11 protein-coding genes, 1 tRNA gene and 1 riboswitch are annotated in these 18,868 nt (G+C 74.7%); of the genes, 7 read left to right on the forward strand and 5 right to left on the reverse strand.

The window, feature by feature from the left end; all coding sequences use genetic code 11:
- Nucleotides 1-78: 78 nt before the first annotated feature.
- The 5 genes from ACFWR9_RS20885 (at nt 79) to ACFWR9_RS20905 (ending at nt 5,240) form a co-directional block, all read left to right on the forward strand.
- Nucleotides 79-1,209 (forward strand): dihydrofolate reductase family protein, encoded by a 1,131-nt coding sequence (locus tag ACFWR9_RS20885; protein WP_383844229.1) that lies wholly within the window; start codon nt 79-81, stop codon nt 1,207-1,209.
- Between the two features lie 56 nt (nt 1,210-1,265).
- Nucleotides 1,266-1,339 (forward strand) — tRNA-Met (locus ACFWR9_RS20890).
- Between the two features lie 159 nt (nt 1,340-1,498).
- Nucleotides 1,499-2,719 (forward strand): PP2C family protein-serine/threonine phosphatase, encoded by a 1,221-nt coding sequence (locus tag ACFWR9_RS20895; protein ID WP_383844231.1) that lies wholly within the window; start codon nt 1,499-1,501, stop codon nt 2,717-2,719.
- A 224-nt stretch (nt 2,720-2,943) separates the two neighbouring features.
- Nucleotides 2,944-3,099, forward strand: a riboswitch (cyclic di-AMP (ydaO/yuaA leader).
- An 11-nt stretch (nt 3,100-3,110) separates the two neighbouring features.
- Entirely contained in the window at nt 3,111-4,151 is a 1,041-nt protein-coding gene (locus ACFWR9_RS20900) for a M23 family metallopeptidase (protein WP_383844234.1), read from the forward strand.
- 144 nt (nt 4,152-4,295) lie between these two features.
- Nucleotides 4,296-5,240, forward strand: a complete 945-nt coding sequence (locus tag ACFWR9_RS20905) for an aldo/keto reductase (RefSeq protein ID WP_383844237.1) — start codon at nt 4,296-4,298, stop codon at nt 5,238-5,240.
- A gap of 21 nt (nt 5,241-5,261) precedes the next feature.
- Here ACFWR9_RS20905 and ACFWR9_RS20910 read toward each other — a convergent pair whose 3' ends face one another.
- The 4 genes from ACFWR9_RS20910 to ACFWR9_RS20925 form a co-directional block, all read right to left on the reverse strand.
- Nucleotides 5,262-6,635 (reverse strand): PrsW family intramembrane metalloprotease, encoded by a 1,374-nt coding sequence (locus tag ACFWR9_RS20910; RefSeq protein WP_383844240.1) that lies wholly within the window; start codon nt 6,633-6,635, stop codon nt 5,262-5,264.
- A gap of 10 nt (nt 6,636-6,645) precedes the next feature.
- On the reverse strand, nt 6,646-7,494 hold the full coding sequence (trmB, locus tag ACFWR9_RS20915) for a tRNA (guanosine(46)-N7)-methyltransferase TrmB (RefSeq protein ID WP_383844243.1): 849 nt from the start codon (nt 7,492-7,494) through the stop codon (nt 6,646-6,648).
- Nucleotides 7,495-7,529: 35 nt separating this feature from the next.
- Nucleotides 7,530-8,735, reverse strand: a complete 1,206-nt coding sequence (gene lhgO, locus ACFWR9_RS20920) for an L-2-hydroxyglutarate oxidase (protein WP_383844246.1) — start codon at nt 8,733-8,735, stop codon at nt 7,530-7,532.
- 103 nt (nt 8,736-8,838) lie between these two features.
- A complete protein-coding gene (locus tag ACFWR9_RS20925; protein ID WP_383844249.1) occupies nt 8,839-10,260 on the reverse strand; it encodes an MFS transporter in 1,422 nt (473 codons plus the stop codon).
- 735 nt (nt 10,261-10,995) lie between these two features.
- Between ACFWR9_RS20925 and ACFWR9_RS20930 the strand changes: the two genes are divergently transcribed.
- Both ACFWR9_RS20930 and ACFWR9_RS20935 read left to right on the forward strand, forming a co-directional pair.
- The gene (locus tag ACFWR9_RS20930) at nt 10,996-13,113 is read left to right on the forward strand and encodes an asparagine synthase-related protein (RefSeq protein ID WP_383844251.1); all 2,118 of its coding nucleotides are present in this window, start codon (nt 10,996-10,998) and stop codon (nt 13,111-13,113) included.
- Nucleotides 13,114-13,532: 419 nt separating this feature from the next.
- A complete protein-coding gene (locus ACFWR9_RS20935; protein WP_383844254.1) occupies nt 13,533-16,814 on the forward strand; it encodes a BTAD domain-containing putative transcriptional regulator in 3,282 nt (1,093 codons plus the stop codon).
- A 21-nt stretch (nt 16,815-16,835) separates the two neighbouring features.
- On the opposite strand, the gene ACFWR9_RS20940 is transcribed toward ACFWR9_RS20935, so the two are convergent.
- The coding region (locus ACFWR9_RS20940; protein WP_383844257.1) for a sigma-70 family RNA polymerase sigma factor at nt 16,836-18,868 on the reverse strand (2,033 nt) is incomplete at its 5' end.

Consider the following 18,868-nt stretch of genomic DNA (forward strand, 5'->3'; position numbering starts at 1 on the left):
CGCGTGATCAGGTGATGCGTTCGCGGTCCCTGAGCCGGTCGCCCGGACAACGTCCACGCCTCCCACGGAGCGCCCTTGATGCCCCTCCCGTACGTCCTCCTCTCCGCCGCCGTCTCCCTCGACGGCTGTCTGGACGACACCGGACCCGACCGGCTCCTGCTGTCCAGCCCCGCCGACTTCGAGCGGGTCGACGAGGTGCGGGCGTCGGTGGACGCGATTCTGGTCGGGGCCGGGACGATCCGGGCCGACAATCCGCGGCTGCTGGTGAACTCCGCCGAGCGGCGGGCAGCCCGCACCACGGCGGGGAAGGCCGAGTACCCGCTCAAGGTCACCGTCAGCGGCAGCGGTGAGCTGGACCCGGCGGCGCGGTTCTGGCACACCGGCGGGGACAAGGTGCTCCTGACCACGGACGACGGTGCCCGGCGGGCTCGCGCGCTGGGGATCGGCGCCGACGTCGTGCCGCTCGGTGCCGCGCTCGACTGGCGGGCGGCGCTGGAGTATCTCCACGACCGGCGCGGGGTGCGGCGGCTCATGGTCGAGGGCGGGGGGACCGTCCACACCCAGCTGCTTCAGGAGGAACTCGCCGACGAGCTTCAGCTCGTTCTCGCGCCCCTGCTCGTCGGCGACCCGGCCGCGCCCCGGCTCTTCGGGCCCGGCGCCTACCAGGGCGGGCGGCTGCGGCTGGTGGAGTCGCGGCGGATCGAGGACGTCGTGCTGACCCGGTACCTGCCGACCGCGCCCGGCACCGGCGACCGCGTGAGCCCCGCCGACCGGCACTGGCTGGCGCTCGCCTGCGAGCTGGCGGAGCTGTGCCCGCCGTCACGGACGGCGTTCAGCGTGGGGGCGGTCGTGGTCGCCGCCGACGGGAGCGAGCTGGCGCGGGGGCATTCGCGGGAGGCCGGCGACCCCGTCGTGCACGCCGAGGAGGCCGCGCTCGCCAAGATCGACCGCGCCGATCCGCGGCTCGCGGGGGCCACCGTGTACAGCAGCCTCGAACCCTGTGCCCGCCGCGCCTCCCGGCCCGCGCCCTGTGCCCGGCTGATCCTCGACGCCGGGGTGCGTCGCGTGGTCACGGCCTGGCGGGAGCCGGACACCTTCGTGCCGGGGGCGGACGGCGGCGGGGTGCTCGCCGCCGGGGGCGCCGTCGTCGTCGTACTGCCGGAGTACGAGGGGCGGGCGAAGGCGCCGAACCGTCATCTGGACGGGTAGGGAGATACGGATGTGCATTCCGCCCCTGGGATGACGTACAGTGGAGAACACAACGACGCGGGGTGGAGCAGCTCGGTAGCTCGCTGGGCTCATAACCCAGAGGTCGCAGGTTCAAATCCTGTCCCCGCTACTGAAGGCCGAGGGCCGGAATCCGAAAGGGTTCCGGCCCTCGGTGCGTTCACCCGCTCGGCCCGCACCGCTCGCCGCCCGCCCCCGCCGCGGGAAACCTGGAGTACGGCAAGCGGCGCGGACAGGGGGTGGCGGGAGACCAGTGGTGCGGGCAGGTGAGGTGGAGGACGAGGGAGCGTACGCCAGAGCCGGCGGCCGGCTCCCCGGCGATCCCGTGCCCGACCCGGGCCTCGGCGACGAGACACCGCCCGTGCCGCCCGCCGGGCAGCCACGACCGTGGCGTACGTCCTACGGCCGGGCCCTCGTGCGCTCGCTCCCTGTACTGCTGATCATCGTCGCCGTCCTGTACGACATCGTCACCCCGCGCTACTTCACCGCCGGTCCCCTCTACACCGCCGCGCCGCTGGTCGCCGCCCCGATCTACTCCCGGCGGGGCACCGCGCTCACCGGCGTCGCCGTGGTCGCCGCGGTCGTCGGGCTGCAGATCGGCAAGGGCGTCATCCACTACGTCGACTCCCTCACCGAGCTGATCACCATCGCGACGGTCGCCGCGCTCGCCGTCTTCGTCAACGCCTTCGTCCGCCGTACCGACGAGCGCCTCGCCATCGCCCGGGAGATCGCCGAGGCCGCCCAGCGCGCCGTACTGCCCGAGCCGGCCGAACGGATCGCCGGCTTCGAGATCGCCGTCGGCTACGAGGCCGCGCAGGCCGGCGCCTTCATCGGCGGTGACCTGTACGCGGTGCAGGACAGCGCGCGCGGCGTCCGGCTCATCGTGGGGGACGTGCGGGGCAAGGGCATGGGGGCGGTGGCCGCCGTCGCCGTGGTGATCGGCGCCTTCCGGGAGGCGGCCGAGCAGGAGGCGACGCTGGAGGCGGTGGCGCAGCGGCTGGAGCGGGCGCTGGCCCGCGAGGGCACCCGGCGCGAGGGACTGGACGCCTTCGAGGGCTTCACCACCGCCGTCCTCGCCGAACTCCCGCACGGCGCCGGGACCGTACGCATCGTCAACCGCGGGCATCCGCCGCCCCTGCTGCTCCACGGCGACGGCACCCTGGGGTCGCTGCCCGCCCGGGAGTCGGCGCTGCCGCTCGGCATGGGCGAGCTGGGTGTGTGGCCCGACCGCGCGGAGGAGACCGCGTTCCCCGGTGGGGCCACGCTGCTGCTGTACACCGACGGGCTGTCGGAAGCCCGGGACGACCGGGGGGAGTTCTACGATCCGTACGCGCGGCTGTCCGGCCGCGTCTTCCGCCACCCGGCGAAGCTGCTCGACACCCTCGCCCGCGACGTGCGCCGCCACTCCGGGGGCGGGATGGCGGACGACATGGCGCTGCTCGCCGTACGGCGTCCACGACGCGGCGAGCATGATCATTGTCACGAGCCGTGACGGGTCGGCGTCCCTCCGCATAACAGCTGACGTTCCGTCAGAAAGAAGTGGCGTGAAGGGGATTACCGAGCCGCGGTCAACTCGCCCGATTTTTACCGATCCTGGGGTGTACGTCCGGGCTGCTTTCGTTAATGATCAAGAGGAACAGCTTGGAATCCGGGCCCCGGGTCTATTAACGTTCGATAACGCAGCGCGGTCGTCCCAGCCGTCACAGAAGGCGGCTCCGTGCGCACGCGCCGAATCCCGCAAGGGAACCGGGGAACCACCACATTGGGGTGAATCGGGCGTTTGACGCCGTGGCAACACGGCTGCATGCGCGCGTAGGAGACCTTCCTGCTCCGAACCCGTCAGCTAACCCGGTAGGCGAAAGGAAGGAAAGGAGTACGCCCACGTGGCGTCCAACCGGCCTGCCCCCGAGGCCCCGTTCGTGCCCAGTCGGCACGACACCGAAACCTTCGGCTACGAGAGTTACCGCACCGAAGAGGGCCCCTGGGAGGAGTGGAATCCCACCGAGGACTCCATCCGCCCCGTACGCGGCCGGCACCGCGTCGCCAAGCAGCGTGGCGGGCTCGCCCGCAGCTCCACCGTCCTCGGCGTCGGTGTCATAGCCGCCGTCGGCGCGGGCGGCATGGCCAGCGCGCAGACCGGCAAGCCGCCGGTGTCGATCTCCATGCCGGACCTGCCGAACGTCGGCTCGCTCATCTCCGACGAGGACGCGCCGCAGCCGGCGGGTTCCAGCACCCCGCTCAGTGGCATCGGCGTGACCGCCGCCGCCGACACCGCGGAGGGCGCCAGCACCGCCGGCGCCGGTGAGTCCCTGCGAGCCCGGATCATGGCGCAGGCCGAGCAACAGCAGGCCCAGGTCGAGACCAAGGCCGCCGCCGAGGCCGCGGCCGCCGCCGAGAAGAAGGCCGCGGAAGCCGCCGCCAAGGCGGAGAAGGAGGCCGAGGCCAAGGCCGCCGCCGCCAAGAAGAAGGCGGAGGAGGAGGCCGCGAAGAAGGCCGAGGCCGAGCGCCTGGCCAAGCTGGCCAAGCAGTTCACGCTGCCGACCTCCTCGTACACGATCTCCTCGACCTTCGGCCAGGCCGGCGCCTACTGGTCCTCCGGCCAACACACCGGCCTCGACTTCGCCGCACCCACGGGCACGCTGCTCAAGGCCGTGCACAGCGGCACCATCACGTCGGCCGGCTGGGACGGGTCGTACGGCTACAAGACCGTGCTCACCCTGGATGACGGCACCGAGATCTGGTACGCCCACCAGTCCTCCATCAGCGTCAGCGTCGGCCAGGAGGTCACCACCGGTGACGTCATCGGCCGCGTCGGCGCCACCGGCAACGTCACCGGCGCCCACCTCCACATGGAGGTCCACTCGGGCGGCGGCTCCGGCATCGACCCGATGGCCTGGCTGCAGAGCAAGGGCCTCACCCCCTGAGCCACGGCCAACCCGCTTCCCGCGCTTCCCCCGCTGGTCCCCGGCGGTCCTGACGGCAACCCCCCGACGTCAGGGCTGCCGGTCTGCGGGGTTTTCGCGTCCGTGCCGGAATGACCTGCTCGGGTGCGTTCGTTGACGCCCTACATGACTTCTCTGCGCAAGCTCGGCTCCTCCGACCTGGAGGTCTTCCCCCTCGCCCTCGGCGGCAACGTCTTCGGCTGGACCGCCGACCAGGATCGGTCCTTCGCCGTCCTGGACGCCTACACGGCGGCCGGCGGCAACTTCGTGGACACCGCCGACTCGTACTCCGCCTGGGTCGACGGCAACAGCGGCGGCGAGTCCGAGACCGTCCTCGGCCAGTGGTTCGCGGCCCGCGGCAACCGCGATGACGTCGTCCTCGCCACCAAGGTCAGCCAGCACCCCGAGTACCCGGGCCTCTCCGCCGCGAACATCAGGGCGGCGGCCGACGCCTCGCTGCGCCGCCTGGGCACCGACCACATCGACCTCTACTACACGCACTTCGACAAGCCCGAGGTGCCGGTCGAGGAGATCATCGGCGCGCTGGACGCGCTGGTGAAGGCGGGCAAGGTGCGGCACATCGCCGCCTCCAACATCTCCGCCGAGCGGCTCGCGGCCTCCCTGGAGTTCTCCGACCGCGAGGGCCTCGCCCGGTACGTCGCCCTCCAGCCGCACTACAACCTGGTCTCGCGCGACACCTACGAGGGCGGGCTGCGCGACCTCGCCGAGCGGTCGGGCCTGGCCGCCGTGCCGTACTACGCCCTCGCCGCGGGCTTCCTCACCGGCAAGTACCGGCCCGGCGCGAGCGTCGACAGCCCGCGTGCGGGCGGTGCGGCCAAGCACCTGGAGACCGAGCGCGGCCGGCGGGTGCTCGCCGCCCTGGACGAGATCGCCGAGGCCCACGACGCCCCCGTCGCCACGGTCGCCCTCGCCTGGCTCGCCGCCCAGCCGACGGTGACCGCGCCGATCGCGTCCGCGCGCACGGTGGAGCAGCTGCCCGCGCTGCTGGGCGTCGCCGAGCTGAGCCTGACGGACGACGAGGCCGGGAGGCTGACGCGGGCGTCGGCCTGAGCGTGACGCCGTAGGTGCCCGCTACGGACGGTAGGGGCCCGGCGGTGCGTACGGGTGGGCGTACGGGGTGTACGGGACGTACGGGGTGTACGGCGCCTGGACCGGGTACGGCGCCGGGGGGCCGCCGCCGTACGGGCCGTACGTCCCGTACGGGTACGCCCAGGGCGGCGCGGGCCGGGGCACGGGCGGTGCCGTCGACCGGGCCGCGTGGTCCAGGGCCGGGCGGGCCGCGCCGCGCCGGTGCCACAGGGCGTCCAGCATCTCCCGCTCGCGCACGGCGTAGTCGGCGCCCGCCCCGCCCCGGCGACCTCGCTGCCGCAGGAACGCCAGCGAGGTCGCGTACGCCTCGTACTGGGCCACCGCGCGTGCCGCCTCCTTGCCGCCGTGCCGGCGGGCGTGGTGGCGGGCGACGCGGCGGGCCCGCATCGAGCCGAGCGCGTACGGCTCCGAAGGCGTCAGCCACCCGGCCATGACGTACGCGGGCAGCTCGGTCCGTACGGTGCCCAGTTCGCGCTGCCGGGTCCAGATCACCAGCCAGGTCAGCAGGCCGAAGGCCGGCACCATGAAGGCCGCGTACACGGCGTAGAAGCCGTACGCGCCGAAGGCGGCCGAGCCGTTCCACAGCGCGTGCACGCCCATCGCGAGCAGCAGGCCGGACAGCGGGAGCAGGGCGCGGCGCAGGCGGTGGCGGCCCGCGGAGAGCGCGGCGATGCCGAAGCCGATGCCGGTGAGCACGGTGAAGAGCGGGTGCGCGAACGGGGACATCACCACGCGGACGAAGAAGGTCGCCGCGGTGACCGAGGCGATGCCGCTGCCGCCGGTGAGCTGGTCGGTGCCGAACGCGGTGCCCAGGTACAGGATGTTCTCGGTGAAGGCGAAGCCGGTGGCGGTGACACCGGCGATCACCACTCCGTCGACGATGCCGGTGAAGTCGCGCCTGCGGAAGAGGAAGACCAGGAGGACCGCGGCGGCCTTGGCGGACTCCTCGACGACCGGCGCTATCACCGTGGCGCCCAGAGTGTCCGCGCTCGCCGGGTCCGCGGTGGCGGTCGCTATCCATCGGGTCGCGAAGCTGTTGGCGACGATCGCTATCAGCGCCGCCGCGCAGGCGCCCCAGGAGAAGCAGAACAGCAGGTTGCGCCACGGGCCGGGGTCGACCCGGTCCAGCCAGCGGAACGCGGCCACGAGCAGCGGCACGGGCAGCACCGCGAGGCCGAGCCCGACCAGGAACCCCCGCGTGCCGGTCTGTTCGCGGACCAGGGCCAGGATCACCAGGCCGGAGAGCGCGAGCAGCGTGACCAGCGCGCCGTAGCGCACCCAGGTCCGCTGCCACCAGTGCGGATGCGTACGCGGATACGTGGGCTGACGCGTCGGACACGGGGGACTGGTGGCCACGGCATGGACCCTAACCGGTGAGGTGCTGCTCTTCGTGGGGATCGCGGAGCTGTACGCGGCGGAAGAGCAGGTCGTTCACCACATGTCCCTTGTCCAGTCCCTGGCCCTCGAAACGGGTCAGCGGGCGGTGCGCGGGACGCGGCGCGAAACCGCCGTCCGGCGCGGTGTTCTCGAAGTCGGGGTGCGCGGTCAGCTCGACGAGCATCTGCTCGGCGTACGGCTCCCAGTCGGTGGCGCAGTGCACGAAGGCGCCCGGCGCGAGCCGGGTCGCGGCCAGGGTCAGGAACTCCGGCTGGATCAGGCGCCGCTTGTGGTGGCGCTTCTTCGGCCACGGGTCGGGGAAGTAGACGCGCAGTCCGGCGAGCGAGCCGGGGGCGAGCATCTCGCGCAGGAGGATGATCGCGTCGCCGTTGGCCACCCGGATGTTGGACAGGCCGTGCCCCTCGGCGAGACCGAGGAGGTTGCCCTGGCCCGGGGTGTGGACGTCCACGGCGAGGATGTTGGTGCCGGGGTCGGCCGCTGCCATCTGGGCGGTGGCCTCGCCCATGCCGAAGCCGATCTCCAGGACGACCGGGCGCGCGTCGCCGAACAGCTCGCCGAGGTCGAGGTCGCGCTGCCCGTCGATGTCCAGTCCCCACAGGGGCCACAGCCGTTGCAGCGCGTCCGCCTGCCCGGCCGTCACGCGGCTGCGCCGGGGCTGGAAACTGCGGATCCGCCGCTCGAAGTGCGATCCGGCGGGATCGGCCTTCGGCCCGTCCGGGAAACGCGGCTCCCCCTTGGCACGGGTGTGCCTCAGGGAGGTGCCGGCGTGGGCGGCGGCTGGCTGGTGAGCGTCGGGGGCGCTGGGGAGATCAGACACAGTGCCCCCAATTTTACGGCCCGCCCGTCCCGGGCTCACGAGCCTCCCAGCAGGGTCAGTGCCCTGCGGCCCACCTCCCGCCCGATCGGCAGGGCCGCGGTGGCCGCGGGCGACGGCGCGTTCAGCACGTGCACCGCGTGGGGGCCCTCCTTGATCAGGAAGTCGTCCACCAGCGTCCCGTCCGCCAGCACCGCCTGGGCCCGCACGCCGGCCGGCGCCGCGACCAGGTCGCTCTCCGTCACCGCCGGCAGCAGCCTGCGTACGGCGGTGGTGAAGGCCGCCTTGGACAGCGACCGGCGCAGCTCCCCGGTGCCGTACCTCCAGTGCCGCCGCGCGATGTGCCAGGAGCCGGGCCAGGCCAGCGTCGCGGCCAGCTCGCGGGGCCGGACGACACCCCAGCCGTAGCCCTCGCGGGCCAGCGCCGGCACCGCGTTCGGCCCGAGGTGCACGCCGCCGTCGATGCCGCGGGTGAGATGCACCCCGAGGAACGGGAACGCCGGGTCCGGCACCGGATACACCAGGCCCCGCACCAGCTCGGGCCGCGCCAGCTCGTAGTACTCGCCCCGGAAGGGCACGATGCGCATCCCCGGGTCGTCGCCGGTCAGGCGGGCGATCTCGTCGCAGTGCAGCCCGCCGCAGTTGACCAGGACGCGGGCGCGCAGCACCTCGCCGGAGCGGGTGCGGACGGCGACGCCGAGGCCGGGGCGGCGGTCGATGTGCCGTACCTCGGCGCCGTAGCGCAGCTCCGCGCCGGACGCGTGGGCCAGCTGCCGGGCCACGGCGACGTAGTCGCAGATGCCGGTGGTGCCGACGTGTATGGCGGCGAGGCCCCTGACCTCGGGCTCGTACTCCTGCATCTGGGCGGCGCCCAGCTCGCGCACCGGAATGCCGTTCTCCCGGCCGCGCTGGACGAGGGCGTGCAGGCGGGGCAGCTCGGCGCGGTCGGTGGCGACGATCAGCTTGCCGGTGACGCTGTGGGCGATGCCGTACTCGGCGCAGAACTTGACCATCTCGGCGGCGCCCCGCACCGCGTAGCGCGCCTTCAGCGAGCCCGGGCGGTAGTAGACGCCGCTGTGGATGACGCCGCTGTTGCGGCCCGTCTGGTGCCGGGCCGGGCCCGGTTCCTTCTCCAGGACCGTGACCCGGGTGCCCGGGGCGGCACGCGTGATCGCGTACGCCGTCGACAGGCCGACGATGCCGCCGCCGATCACCAGCACATCGCAGTCGAACACTCGTTCCATCTTCCGGTCCACCTCCCGGCTTCGATAGTGCACTGCGCCACTGACAATGCCTTCAAACCCGGAAGGGGCGGTGCATCAGGCCGGCTGCGTCAGGCCGGCTGCGTCAGGCCGGGGTCACCAGCAGCGGCCGCGCGCGCTCACGCAGCTCGACCACGCGCGGCTCGTCGCCGTACGGCTCCAGGCGGTGCAGGAGGTCCCTCACGTACTCGGTGGTGCGGGCCGAGGAGATACGGCCGGCCACCTCGACCGCTCGCACGCCCTGCTCGCAGGCCGCGTCCAGATTGCCCGACTCCAGCTCGGCCACCGCCGAGACGACGAGCCTGAGGCCGTGCGAGCGTACGAACTCCTCCGTCGGTTTCGAGAGGGCCTGCTCGGTGAAGCGGCGCACCTGGCGTGGTGCCTTCAGATCGCGGTAGCACTCGGCCGCGTCGGCGGCGAACCGGTCGTAGGAGTAGAAACCCAGCCACGTCGGATCGCTGTCGCCGGGACGGGCGCGCTCCAGCCAGCTCTCGGCGGCCTTCAGCGCGGCGCCGGCCGCCACCGCGTCGCTCGCCCGCGCGTGGGCGCGCGCCTCGACCAGGCGGAAGAAGCTCATGGTGCGCGCGGTGGCCAGGCCCCGGTTGCGCTCCAGCGCGGCCTGCGCCAGGTCCACGCCCTCGTCCCCGAAGCCGCGGTAGGTGGCCTGGAGGGACATCGAGGCGAGGACGTAGCCCCCCAGCGGGACGTCGGCCGCCGCGCGGGCCAGGCGCAGCGCCTGGATGTAGTACCGCTGGGCCGCCTCCTGCTGACCGGTGTCGAAGGCCATCCAGCCGGCCAGCCGGGTCAGTTCGGCCGAGGCGCCGAACAGGGCGCGACCGACCTCGTCGGAGTAGGAGCCGAGCAGCAGGGGTGCCGCCTCGACGCGTAAGCACTCGGGGACCATCGACGAACGCCAGTCGCCGCCGCCGTACTTGGAGTCCCAGCGGCGGGCGTCCTCGGCGGCCTCCCGCAGTTTCTGCACATCGCTGTGGCCGACTTTGAGCGGCGCGCCGGAGCCCTCGGCCGGGCCCACCTCGCGCGCCACCGAGCTGTCGGCCGGGGTTATCAGCCACCGGGAGGCGGGCGTCGCGTACGCGCTCACCGCGAACGAACCGGCCAGCGACTGCCAGATGCCGCCGCCGGCCCGGCGGCCGGCGAGGTCGAGACGGTACAGCTCGGTGGCCGAGCGCACCGCCTGGCCGACGTCCCGGGGGAAGGCGAGGCCCACTTCGGGGGCGGGATCCGCGTCCGCCAGGCCGATCTCGTGGAGCGGCACCGGGCGGCCGAGCTTCTGGCCGATGGCGGCGGCGATGAGGTGCGGTGCCGCACCCTGCGGCACCATCCCCTTCGACACCCAGCGCGCCACCGACGTCTTGTCGTAGCGAAGTGTCAACCCGCGTTGGGCGCCGAGGTCGTTGACGCGCCGGGCGAGTCCTGCGTTGCTGATTCCCGCGAGGGCGAGAACGGCGCCGAGCTTTTCGTTCGGCCCGCGTAGCTCCCTGGACATGCGCCACCCCTCGACACAGACGGCTGCCGCGCTGGCATAACCACGCGGCATTCGTAAACCCAGCGTAGTTCGCCGGATCCCAGGCGTTAAGAGGCATTGTTCCGGATGGCGGGATTGTGGTCCGTACTCAAGTGCGGTGTATGCACGGTCCGTTGCGACGTGCTCCCGGTGTGTGGCCGTGCGCCCGTCCGTGCGCTCTTCTCCGGCCATCGGGGGAGCGATTCCATGGGCGGTGCGTGGGTCGGCCCGCTGTACTGGATCCAGTGGGCTGGGGGACGCCGCCGCCTACATCCCCGCGGGCGGCGGACCGGCCCGGGGGGCGAGTCCCGCCTCCCGGGCCGAGCGCCGACGGGCAGGCGGGGAGCCTGTACGGAGCGTGTTCGAGCGTGTCCGTGTGTCGCTGATTTGGCTGAAAATCGTTCCCGGGATTTCGGGCGTACATCCGCCCCCACCACGGAAGTTGAGGGCGCGTTGGGTAGCCAAACGGCGCGTTGCGGGGGCGCATTCGAGTCGTCTTCGCGCCCTCGGACGGAGCGCGGACGGAGCGCGGACGGAACGCGGAACGAGTACTGAGCGGAAGCGGAAGGGGAGTTGACGTCCTCGCGCGAGTGACCGCGAGGACGCATTCACGGGAGCTCGTGCGGCTCCGCCGCTGCTCTGTGGCGCGCCCTTCATGGGAGCATGGGGAACCAGTTCGTACGGTGCACTGGTTGTCCCCAGCCTGTGGAGGCGTCGATGCGGTGGTTGGTGGGGTGGAGCAGCGCCGCCGTGGGAGCCGCGGGGATCACCGGCGCGGCCGGCTCCGCGGGCGCCACCGGATACGACGGCGAGACCGTACAGCCCGTCGGCGCCCAGCCGTTGTGGGGTGACCCCGACCCCCTGTGGGCGGTCGGCGACTGGCGCCCCGACGAGGTCCGCGTCGTCGACGCCGACCCGCAGACCCGGATCGCCGTCCTCGGCATCTGCGGCGCATCCGACGAACAGCTTCGGGTCGCCCTGTTCGCCGCGCGCGGCGGCGCCCTCCGGCACCTGACGGCGTGGCCCGGCAGCTACACGGCCGTCGTCCAGGCGGGGCGGCGGATCACCGTCTGCGGCGACCTCGCGGGCGCGCGGCCGGTGTTCCACACCCCCTGGTCCGGCGGCACCGCCTACGCGACCGCCGCGCTGCCCCTGGCCGACCTCGTCGAGGCCAACCTCGACTTCGGCCACCTCGCCGCGCTGCTCGCCGCGCCCGACGTGCCCGCCGCGCTGGACGACTCCACCCCGTACGACGGCGTGAAGCGCGTTCCGCCGGGGCATGCGCTGATCCTGCGCGCCGGGGCGCGCGAGATCGCCGGGTACGAGCCGGTGGCCTCGCTCGCCGTCGCGGCGCCCTCCGCCGACCCCGACCGCGCGGTGGACGGGGTGCGGGACGCCCTGGTGGAGGCGGTGCGTACGCGTCTCGCCGCGCCTCGGCACGTCCCCGGGGACGGCATCGACCCCGGGCCCGTCCCGGGCATGGGGCCCGCGGAACGGCGTGCCGCGCGCGGGATGCCGGTTCCGGGGATCGGGGCCGACCTGTCCGGTGGGCCGGCCTCGGGGACGCTGGCGCTGCTGGCCGCCGGGCTGCCGGGGATGCCGGGGACCGTGCTCGGGCACGGCACCGGTGCCGGGGAGCGGCTGCTGGCCGTCACCTTCAACGACCTCGCCGTGGGCGGGCAGGAGTCCGAGCTGGCGCGGGCGGGCGCGCTGGCGGCCAACCCGCGGCTGCACCACGTGGTGGTCACGGGCGGGGAGGACATGCTGCCGTACGCCGACCTGGACGGGCCGCTCACCGACGAACCGGGCTCGTCCCTGGTCGCGGCCGCGCGGCACCGGGCGCGGCTGGCGGCGGGCAGCGCGGACCACTTCACGGGGTACGGGGCGCGGCAGGTGCTGGACGCCCATCCGGCGCGCCTGGCCGACCTGCTGATGGACCGCAAACGGCGCCATCTCGTGCGGCCGGTCGCCGCGCTGGCCAAGGCCGACGGGTCGGTGCTGGTCCCCGCGCGTGTGTACGGGGCGGCTCGGCGGCTGGCGCGGACGCCGTACCGGACGGGTCTCGAAGTGCTCGCCGAGCGGCTGCTGCGGCGGCGGTTCGACGCGCCCGGTGACGGGGCGATGGACGCCTCCTTGGCCGCGCTGACCTGGGCCGGGCCCGGTCCGGCGGCGCGGTGGCTGACCGGAGAGGCACTGGCTGAAGTATCGGTTCGCCTCCAGACCTCCCCGCAGCGGTCGGGGGTGGGGCCGGGGCAGCGGCCGGGCGACTTCCGCGCGCGTACGGCGCTGGCGCGGCAGGCCGCGGACGTACGGGTGCTGGAGCAGGCGGCCGAGATCCGCTTCCAGCGGCTGCACGCGCCGTTCCTCGACAACCAGGTGGTGCGCGCGTGCCGTGCCCTGCCGGAGGCGCTGCGGGTGCAGCCGGGGGCGCGGGCGGCGATTCTGCGGACGGTGCTGGAGGGGGCGGGGGTGAGCGAGCTGCCGAGCGGGTGGGGGGCGCCCACGCAGGCGCTGGCCGCCTCGGCCGCACGGGCGGGACTGCGGGTCTCCGCGGACTCCCTGCTCAGCCTCTTCGACACGCCGCTGCTCGCGCAGGCGGGCCTGGTGGAGGCGCGGGTGGTGCGCAAGGCGGTGCGCGCGGTGGCGGCGGGGGAGGCGCTGCCGCTGGACGGACTGGCCGACCTGGTCTCACTGGAACTGTGGCTCCGCCGCCTGCTGGCCCGCCGAGGCACATGCTGGACGGGCACCCCGGCCCGCCAACGCGCGGTACCGGGCGGGATCGCGCCGGAGCGAGGGGCGTTGGGTGGTGCGGGGGCTGTGATGCGGCGGGGGTGAGGGTGCCTGCGGCGCCAGGGTGGGTGCGGCGCGGCTGGGGGCAGCCTTCCCGCGTAACCGCGGGCAGATGTGCCGCCTGGGGCGGCGCCCGTCCCAAAGAGAGCGGCACCCGGCAAGCGCCGGGTCGCGTCGCCCACCGCGCGCTCGTACTCGCGTCCCGCGCTTCGTCGCGCCGGGTCGTGTCGCCCACCGCGCGCTCGTACTCGCGTCCCGCGCTTGGTCGCGCCGGGTCGTGTCGCCCACCGCGCGCTCGTACTCGCGTCCCGCGCCTCGTCGCGCCGGGTCGCGGGAACCCACCCCGCCCTTGCCCCGAACCCCGTCGCGCCGGGTCGCGTAAACCCACCCCCGGACACCACCCCCTCCGGGTGCGATACGGACGCCGGGTCACTCACCGCACCCCGTCCGGCGACAATGAACCCGTGCGGTACAGAATCCTGGGGGTCGCCCAGACGGAGGACCACGGCACCGTCGTCACCCCCGGCGGGCCCCGGCTTCGTGCCCTGCTCGCCGCCCTCGCCCTGCGACCCGGCCAGGTCGTCACCCCCGCCACCCTGATCGACGAGGTCTGGGCGGAGGATCCGCCGAAGGACGCCCCCGCCGCCCTCCAGGCACTGGTCGGCCGTCTGCGTCGTACCGTCGGCAAGGGCGCCGTCGCCTCCGCCCCCGGTGGGTACCGGCTCGACGCGACCCGCGACGACGTGGACCTGTACGTCTTCGAGCGACTTGTACGGCACGGCACCGCCGCCCTGCAGCGCGGCGACGCCGCGAGCGCCGCCCGGCAGCTGGACGGGGCCCTCGGGCTCTGGCGTGGGCCCGCCCTCGCCGACCTCCCCGGCGCCGCCGCCCGCCCCGAGGCCCTGCGTCTGGAGGCGACCCGGGCCCGGATCGAGGCCGGCCTGCGCCTCGGCGACGCCCACGACGCCGTACCGCGGCTGCGGGAGCTGACCGCCGCGCACCCGTACGACGAACCACTGCACGCCCTCCTCATCCGCGCCCTGCGCGCCGCCGGCCGCGACGCCGACGCCCTGGCCGCCTACGAGGACGCCCGGCGCGCCCTGGACGAGGGGCTCGGGACCGGACCGGGTCCTCAACTGCGTGCCCTGCACGCCGAGCTGCTCGGCGCCCCCGCCGCCGGCCCGCAGACGGAGCCTCCCGCGCGGAGGGGCAACATCCGGCCCCGGCTGACCTCCTTCGTGGGGCGCGAGCGCGAACTCGACGCCATCCGTTCCGAACTGCACACGGCCCGCCTGGTCACCCTCACCGGCCCCGGCGGCTCCGGAAAGACCCGTCTCGCCGAGGAGGCCGCCGCCGCGCTCCCGCAGGCCTGGCTGGTCGAGCTGGCCCCCCTCGACCGGCCCGAGGCCGTGCCCGGCGCGGTCGTCAACGCGCTCGGGCTGCGCGAGACCGTCCTGGTGAGCAGCGACCGGCCCGCCGTCCAGCACGACCCCGTCACCCTGCTCGTCGAGTACTGCGTGCCGCGCAACCTGGTTCTTGTTCTTGACAACTGCGAACACCTCATCGAAGAGGTCGCCCGTCTCGCCGAGACGCTGCTGACCCGCTGCCCGGGCCTCACCGTGCTCGCCACCAGCCGTGAACCGCTCGGCGTCCCGGGCGAGTCGGTGCGTCCGGTCGAGCCGCTCACCCCGGACCAGGCCCAGCGCCTCTTCGCCGCCCGCGCGGCCGCCGTACGGCCCGACGCCGGGACCGTACTGCGCGACGAGGCCGCCGTCGCCGAGATCTGCCGACGGCTGGACGGCCTCCCCCTCGCGATCGAGCTGGCCGTGGCCCGCCTGCGCGTGCTCACACCCCGGGAGATCGCCGACCGCCTCGACGACCGCTTCCGCCTGCTCACCTCCGGCAGCCGCACCGTCCTGCCCCGCCAGCAGACCCTGCGGGCGGTGGTCGACTGGTCCTGGGACCTCCTCGACGACGCCGAACGGACCATGCTGCGGCAGCTGTCCGTCTTCGTCGGCGGCTGGGAGCTGGACGCGGCGGAAGCCGTCGCCACCGGGCCCGCGGCCGACCTCGTCGGGGCCCTCGTCGACAAGTCCCTCGTCGTCGCCGCCCCCGGCACCCACGGCGCCGGCATGCGCTACCGCATGCTGGAAACCATCCACGAGTACGCCGACGAACGCGCCGCCGAGCTGCCCGAGCTGCGCGCCGGTGCCGAAAAGGCCCACCGCGCGTGGGCACGCGCACTGGTCGAGAAGGCCGACCCCCAGCTGCGGTCCGCCGGGCAGCTGCCCTGGATCGCCCGGCTGGAGGCCGAACACGACAACATCCGCGCGGCCCTCGACCGCACCCTCGACGCCGGTGACGAACAGGAGGCCGCCGCCCTCGCACTCGCCATGGGATGGTTCTGGTGGCTGCGCAACTACCGGCACGAGGGCATCAGATGGTTCGACCGGACGCTGCGTCTCGGGGCCGCCCTGGACGCGGGTGGTGCGGAGGTGCCGGCGAAAGACGTCCTCGCCCGTCGTACGGCCGCCGCCGACCCCGTCGACGCCCTCCTCGCCGTCCCGGAGGGCGACACCCGGCACCCGCTGCACTCCCTGCGCATGCAGGTGCGGATGATGCACCTCCTCCTCACCTTCGAGGCCGGTCCGGGGGAGGGGCGGCTGGACGAGCGGCTGCGGCGGTACGTCGTCCGGCTGCGGGACCACTTCGCCGCGGGAGGCCCGGAAGCGGCCCGGGTACCCGGCCTCATCTGGCCGTTGACCCAGTTCTTCGTCAGCGACTCCGACGACGTACGCGAGGTCATGGACGCCTCCGTCGCCAACTGCCGTGTCTACGGTGGCGAGTGGGAGATCGCCGCCAGTCTCATGTTCCGTACGCACACGGTGGTCGACTCCTCCGGGGGCCTGGCCGGCGTCGACGAGGACCTGGCGGAACTGCGCGTGCTCAGCCGCCGTATCGGCGACCGCCTGGTGGAGGCCCTGGTGTGCAGCGCCTTCGGCGAGCACGCCATGGTCCTCGGCCGCTACGAGGAGGCCAGGGCCGCGTACGAGGAGGCCCTGCGGTTCGCCGAGGAGGTGGGCGCGTTCGCGGAGTCGCCGTTCCTCATCGCCCGGCTCGCCGAGATCGCCTACCGCGCGGGCGACCGCGGTACGGCGCTCACCGTGCTCGACCAGGCCGGCGCCGCCGCCGACCGGTACGGCGTGGTGGACTCCAAGGCCTTCGTCCTGATGTTGCGGGCCGGACTCGCGGTGGAGGACGCGGACTTCGCGCGCGGGCGGATCCTGTGCGAAGCGGCCCGCGAGGAGTGCGTGCGGGGGACGCCCCCACCGCAGTTCCTGGCGATGCTGGGGCTGGTGGACGCCCTCGTGACGGCGGGCGAGTCGGGGCCGCGCGAGGGGCTGCCGCTGCTGGTGGAGACCCTCCGCACGGCCGTGCGGAGGCGGTGCGCCGACCTCGTCGTGGCGGCCCTCGTGGACGGCTCGGCCGAACTGCTGTGCGGCCTCGGCGACCACGCCCGGTCGGCACGGCTGCTCGGCGCGGCCGGACACTGGCGCGGCGACCGTCCGCGCCCCATGCCCGACCGCGCGCACGCCGAGCGGGCCGGGTCCGCCGCCCGTACCGCCCTCGGCGGCGAGCGGTACGCCGCCGAGCAGGCCGACGGCGCCGCCCTCACCCCGTGGGACGTCCTGGGCGAACTGGACGAGGCGGTGCGGGACCTCCGGCCGCGGCAGCCTGTCCCGTAGACGGCGGGGTGGGACGGGGCGCTACGCGCAGGTGAAGCGCGACTGCGCCCAGTCCGCCGGCGCCACCGAGTCGAGTGGCCCGTGCGGCTCGGCCACCAGGCGTACGGTCTCGCGCCCCGAGAGGTCCACATGGACGGGTACCGCCGGGTCCCCGCCCTCGACCGGCCCGGAGTTCCACAGCCGGACCCCGTCGGCGTACACCGAGAAGTGGACCTTGCCGAGCTTCATCGTCAGGTCGTCGACGCCGACCAGCGCGTCGTAGGACGAGCAGGAGCGGTAGAGGTCGATGGTGACGGAGGAGCGGCCGTGCACGGTGACGCCGTGCGCGTACCGCACGCCGTCGATCGACAGTGCGGAGCGCTGCCACACCCAACTGCTCCCGGCCAGCCGCATCTCGGGCCGGGTGCCGTCACCGATCACGTCGTACGTCAGCTCGTTCCACTGGTGGACGGTCCGGGCGGGTGGGGGCGGTGGGGGTGAGGGCGCGGGGGGTGACGGGGGCGGGGTCGGCGTGGGTGTGGGCGTGGGCTTCGGGGTGGGTCTGGGCTTCGGTGACGGGGGTGGCTCGGGAGTCGGGGTGGGTGTTCGGGGCGGGGTCGGCTCGGGGGTGGCCGCCGGGGGCTGGGGGCGGGGTGGGCGCGGCGAGGGCGTGGGGGAGTCGGGGGCGGGCTGGGCCACCGGTGAGGAGGCGGGCGGGGCCGCCTTTGGGGGCCGTTCCTCCGGGTCGCTGTCGCCGGCCAGTGCGAAGACCAGCGCCGCCGCGGCGGCCGCCGCCACCACACCGGCCGCGATACCGGCCTTCACCGGCGCGCCCAGCCCTTCGGAGGCCGCGGCACCGCCGCCCGGGCCCGCACCGCCGGACGTGCCACCGGCCGCCGCCGCGCCCGCACCGCCGGACGTGCCACCGGCCGCCGCCGCGCCCGCCGCGCCGACGCCCGCGCCGCCGGCGATGAGCCCGGCCGCCTTGGCGTACCCGGCGGCGCCGAACCAGCCGATGACGGCGACCGGCACCACGGCGGGAATGCCGCTCGCGACCTCCTCGATCTGGGTCGCGGCCAGCCGGCACCTCGCGCACTCCTCCAGATGCTTGCGCAGCCCGCGTTCGGCCCGGATGCGCAGCCTGCCGCGCGCGTACGTGCCGAGCTGGTCGGCGTAGCGGGCGCACTCCTCGTCGGCGGCGAGGGTGTCGCTGACGTGGGCCTGGAGGTAGGCCTGCTTCAGACCCTCGCGGGCGCGGCTCGCGAGCACGCGGGTGCCGTTGGCGTCCAGCCCGAAGAGCATGGCCACCTCGCTCGGCGACTCGTCCTCGACCTCGGTGTGCCACAGCACGGCCTGCCACCGCTCCGGCAGCGACCGGAAGGCCCGCATCGCCATCGACTGCTCGGCCTGGTGCATGGCCCGTACGTCGGCGCCCAGCTCCAGGGTGTCGTCGTCCCGGGCCTCGGTGGTCCGCGCGGCCCGCGCGGCGAACACGGCGAAGTCGTCGACCAGCTGCTCCCGCCCGGCCGACCGCGTCCAGCCCGCGGCGACCCGCCGGACCGCGGTGAGCAGGTAGGCGCGCACGGCGTGCTCGGGCCCCGAACCCCCGCGCACCGCCTGGAGCATGCGGGCGAAGACCTCGGCCGTGAGGTCGTCCGCGGTGTGGGCGTCGCGGCAGCAGGTGCGTGCGTACCGGCGCACCGCGTCCGCGTGGCGCCGGAACAGCTCCTCGTAGGCCGTGTCGTCGCCCGCGCGCATGCCCTCGATCAGCTCCGCGTCGGACCACGGGACCTCGCGCGGCGGCGGCAGGACACTGTCCTCGTGCAGTTCGCGCTGGGCCGGGACACCGGGCGCTGCCGGAGCGCCGGCCTCGGCCGTACCCCCACCCGGGCTGGGCGGGCCCCCGTCCGTGGGACCGCCGCCCCACGGGGACCTGGCCCGCCTGCCCTGGCCCGGCACCTGTGGTGAGTCGGGGGGGGCGCGGGGGCCCGGGCCCCCGGCGCCCGGCCCCCGGGGGTCCCCCCCCCCCGGCCCCCCCCCCCGCCGCCAGCCCCCCCCCCCCCCCCCCCCCGGCC

The sequence above is a fragment of the Streptomyces sp. NPDC058534 genome (assembly GCF_042717365.1).
Lineage (GTDB): Bacteria > Actinomycetota > Actinomycetes > Streptomycetales > Streptomycetaceae > Streptomyces.

Coding starts and splice junctions, on each gene's coding strand:
- ACFWR9_RS20925 (WP_383844249.1), bottom strand. CDS start 10,260: ATGTCCAGGGAGCTACGCGGGCCGAACGAAAAGCTCGGCGCCGTTCTC.
- ACFWR9_RS20885 (WP_383844229.1), top strand. CDS start 79: ATGCCCCTCCCGTACGTCCTCCTCTCCGCCGCCGTCTCCCTCGACGGC.
- lhgO (WP_383844246.1), bottom strand. CDS start 8,735: ATGGAACGAGTGTTCGACTGCGATGTGCTGGTGATCGGCGGCGGCATC.
- ACFWR9_RS20905 (WP_383844237.1), top strand. CDS start 4,296: ATGACTTCTCTGCGCAAGCTCGGCTCCTCCGACCTGGAGGTCTTCCCC.
- ACFWR9_RS20930 (WP_383844251.1), top strand. CDS start 10,996: ATGCGGTGGTTGGTGGGGTGGAGCAGCGCCGCCGTGGGAGCCGCGGGG.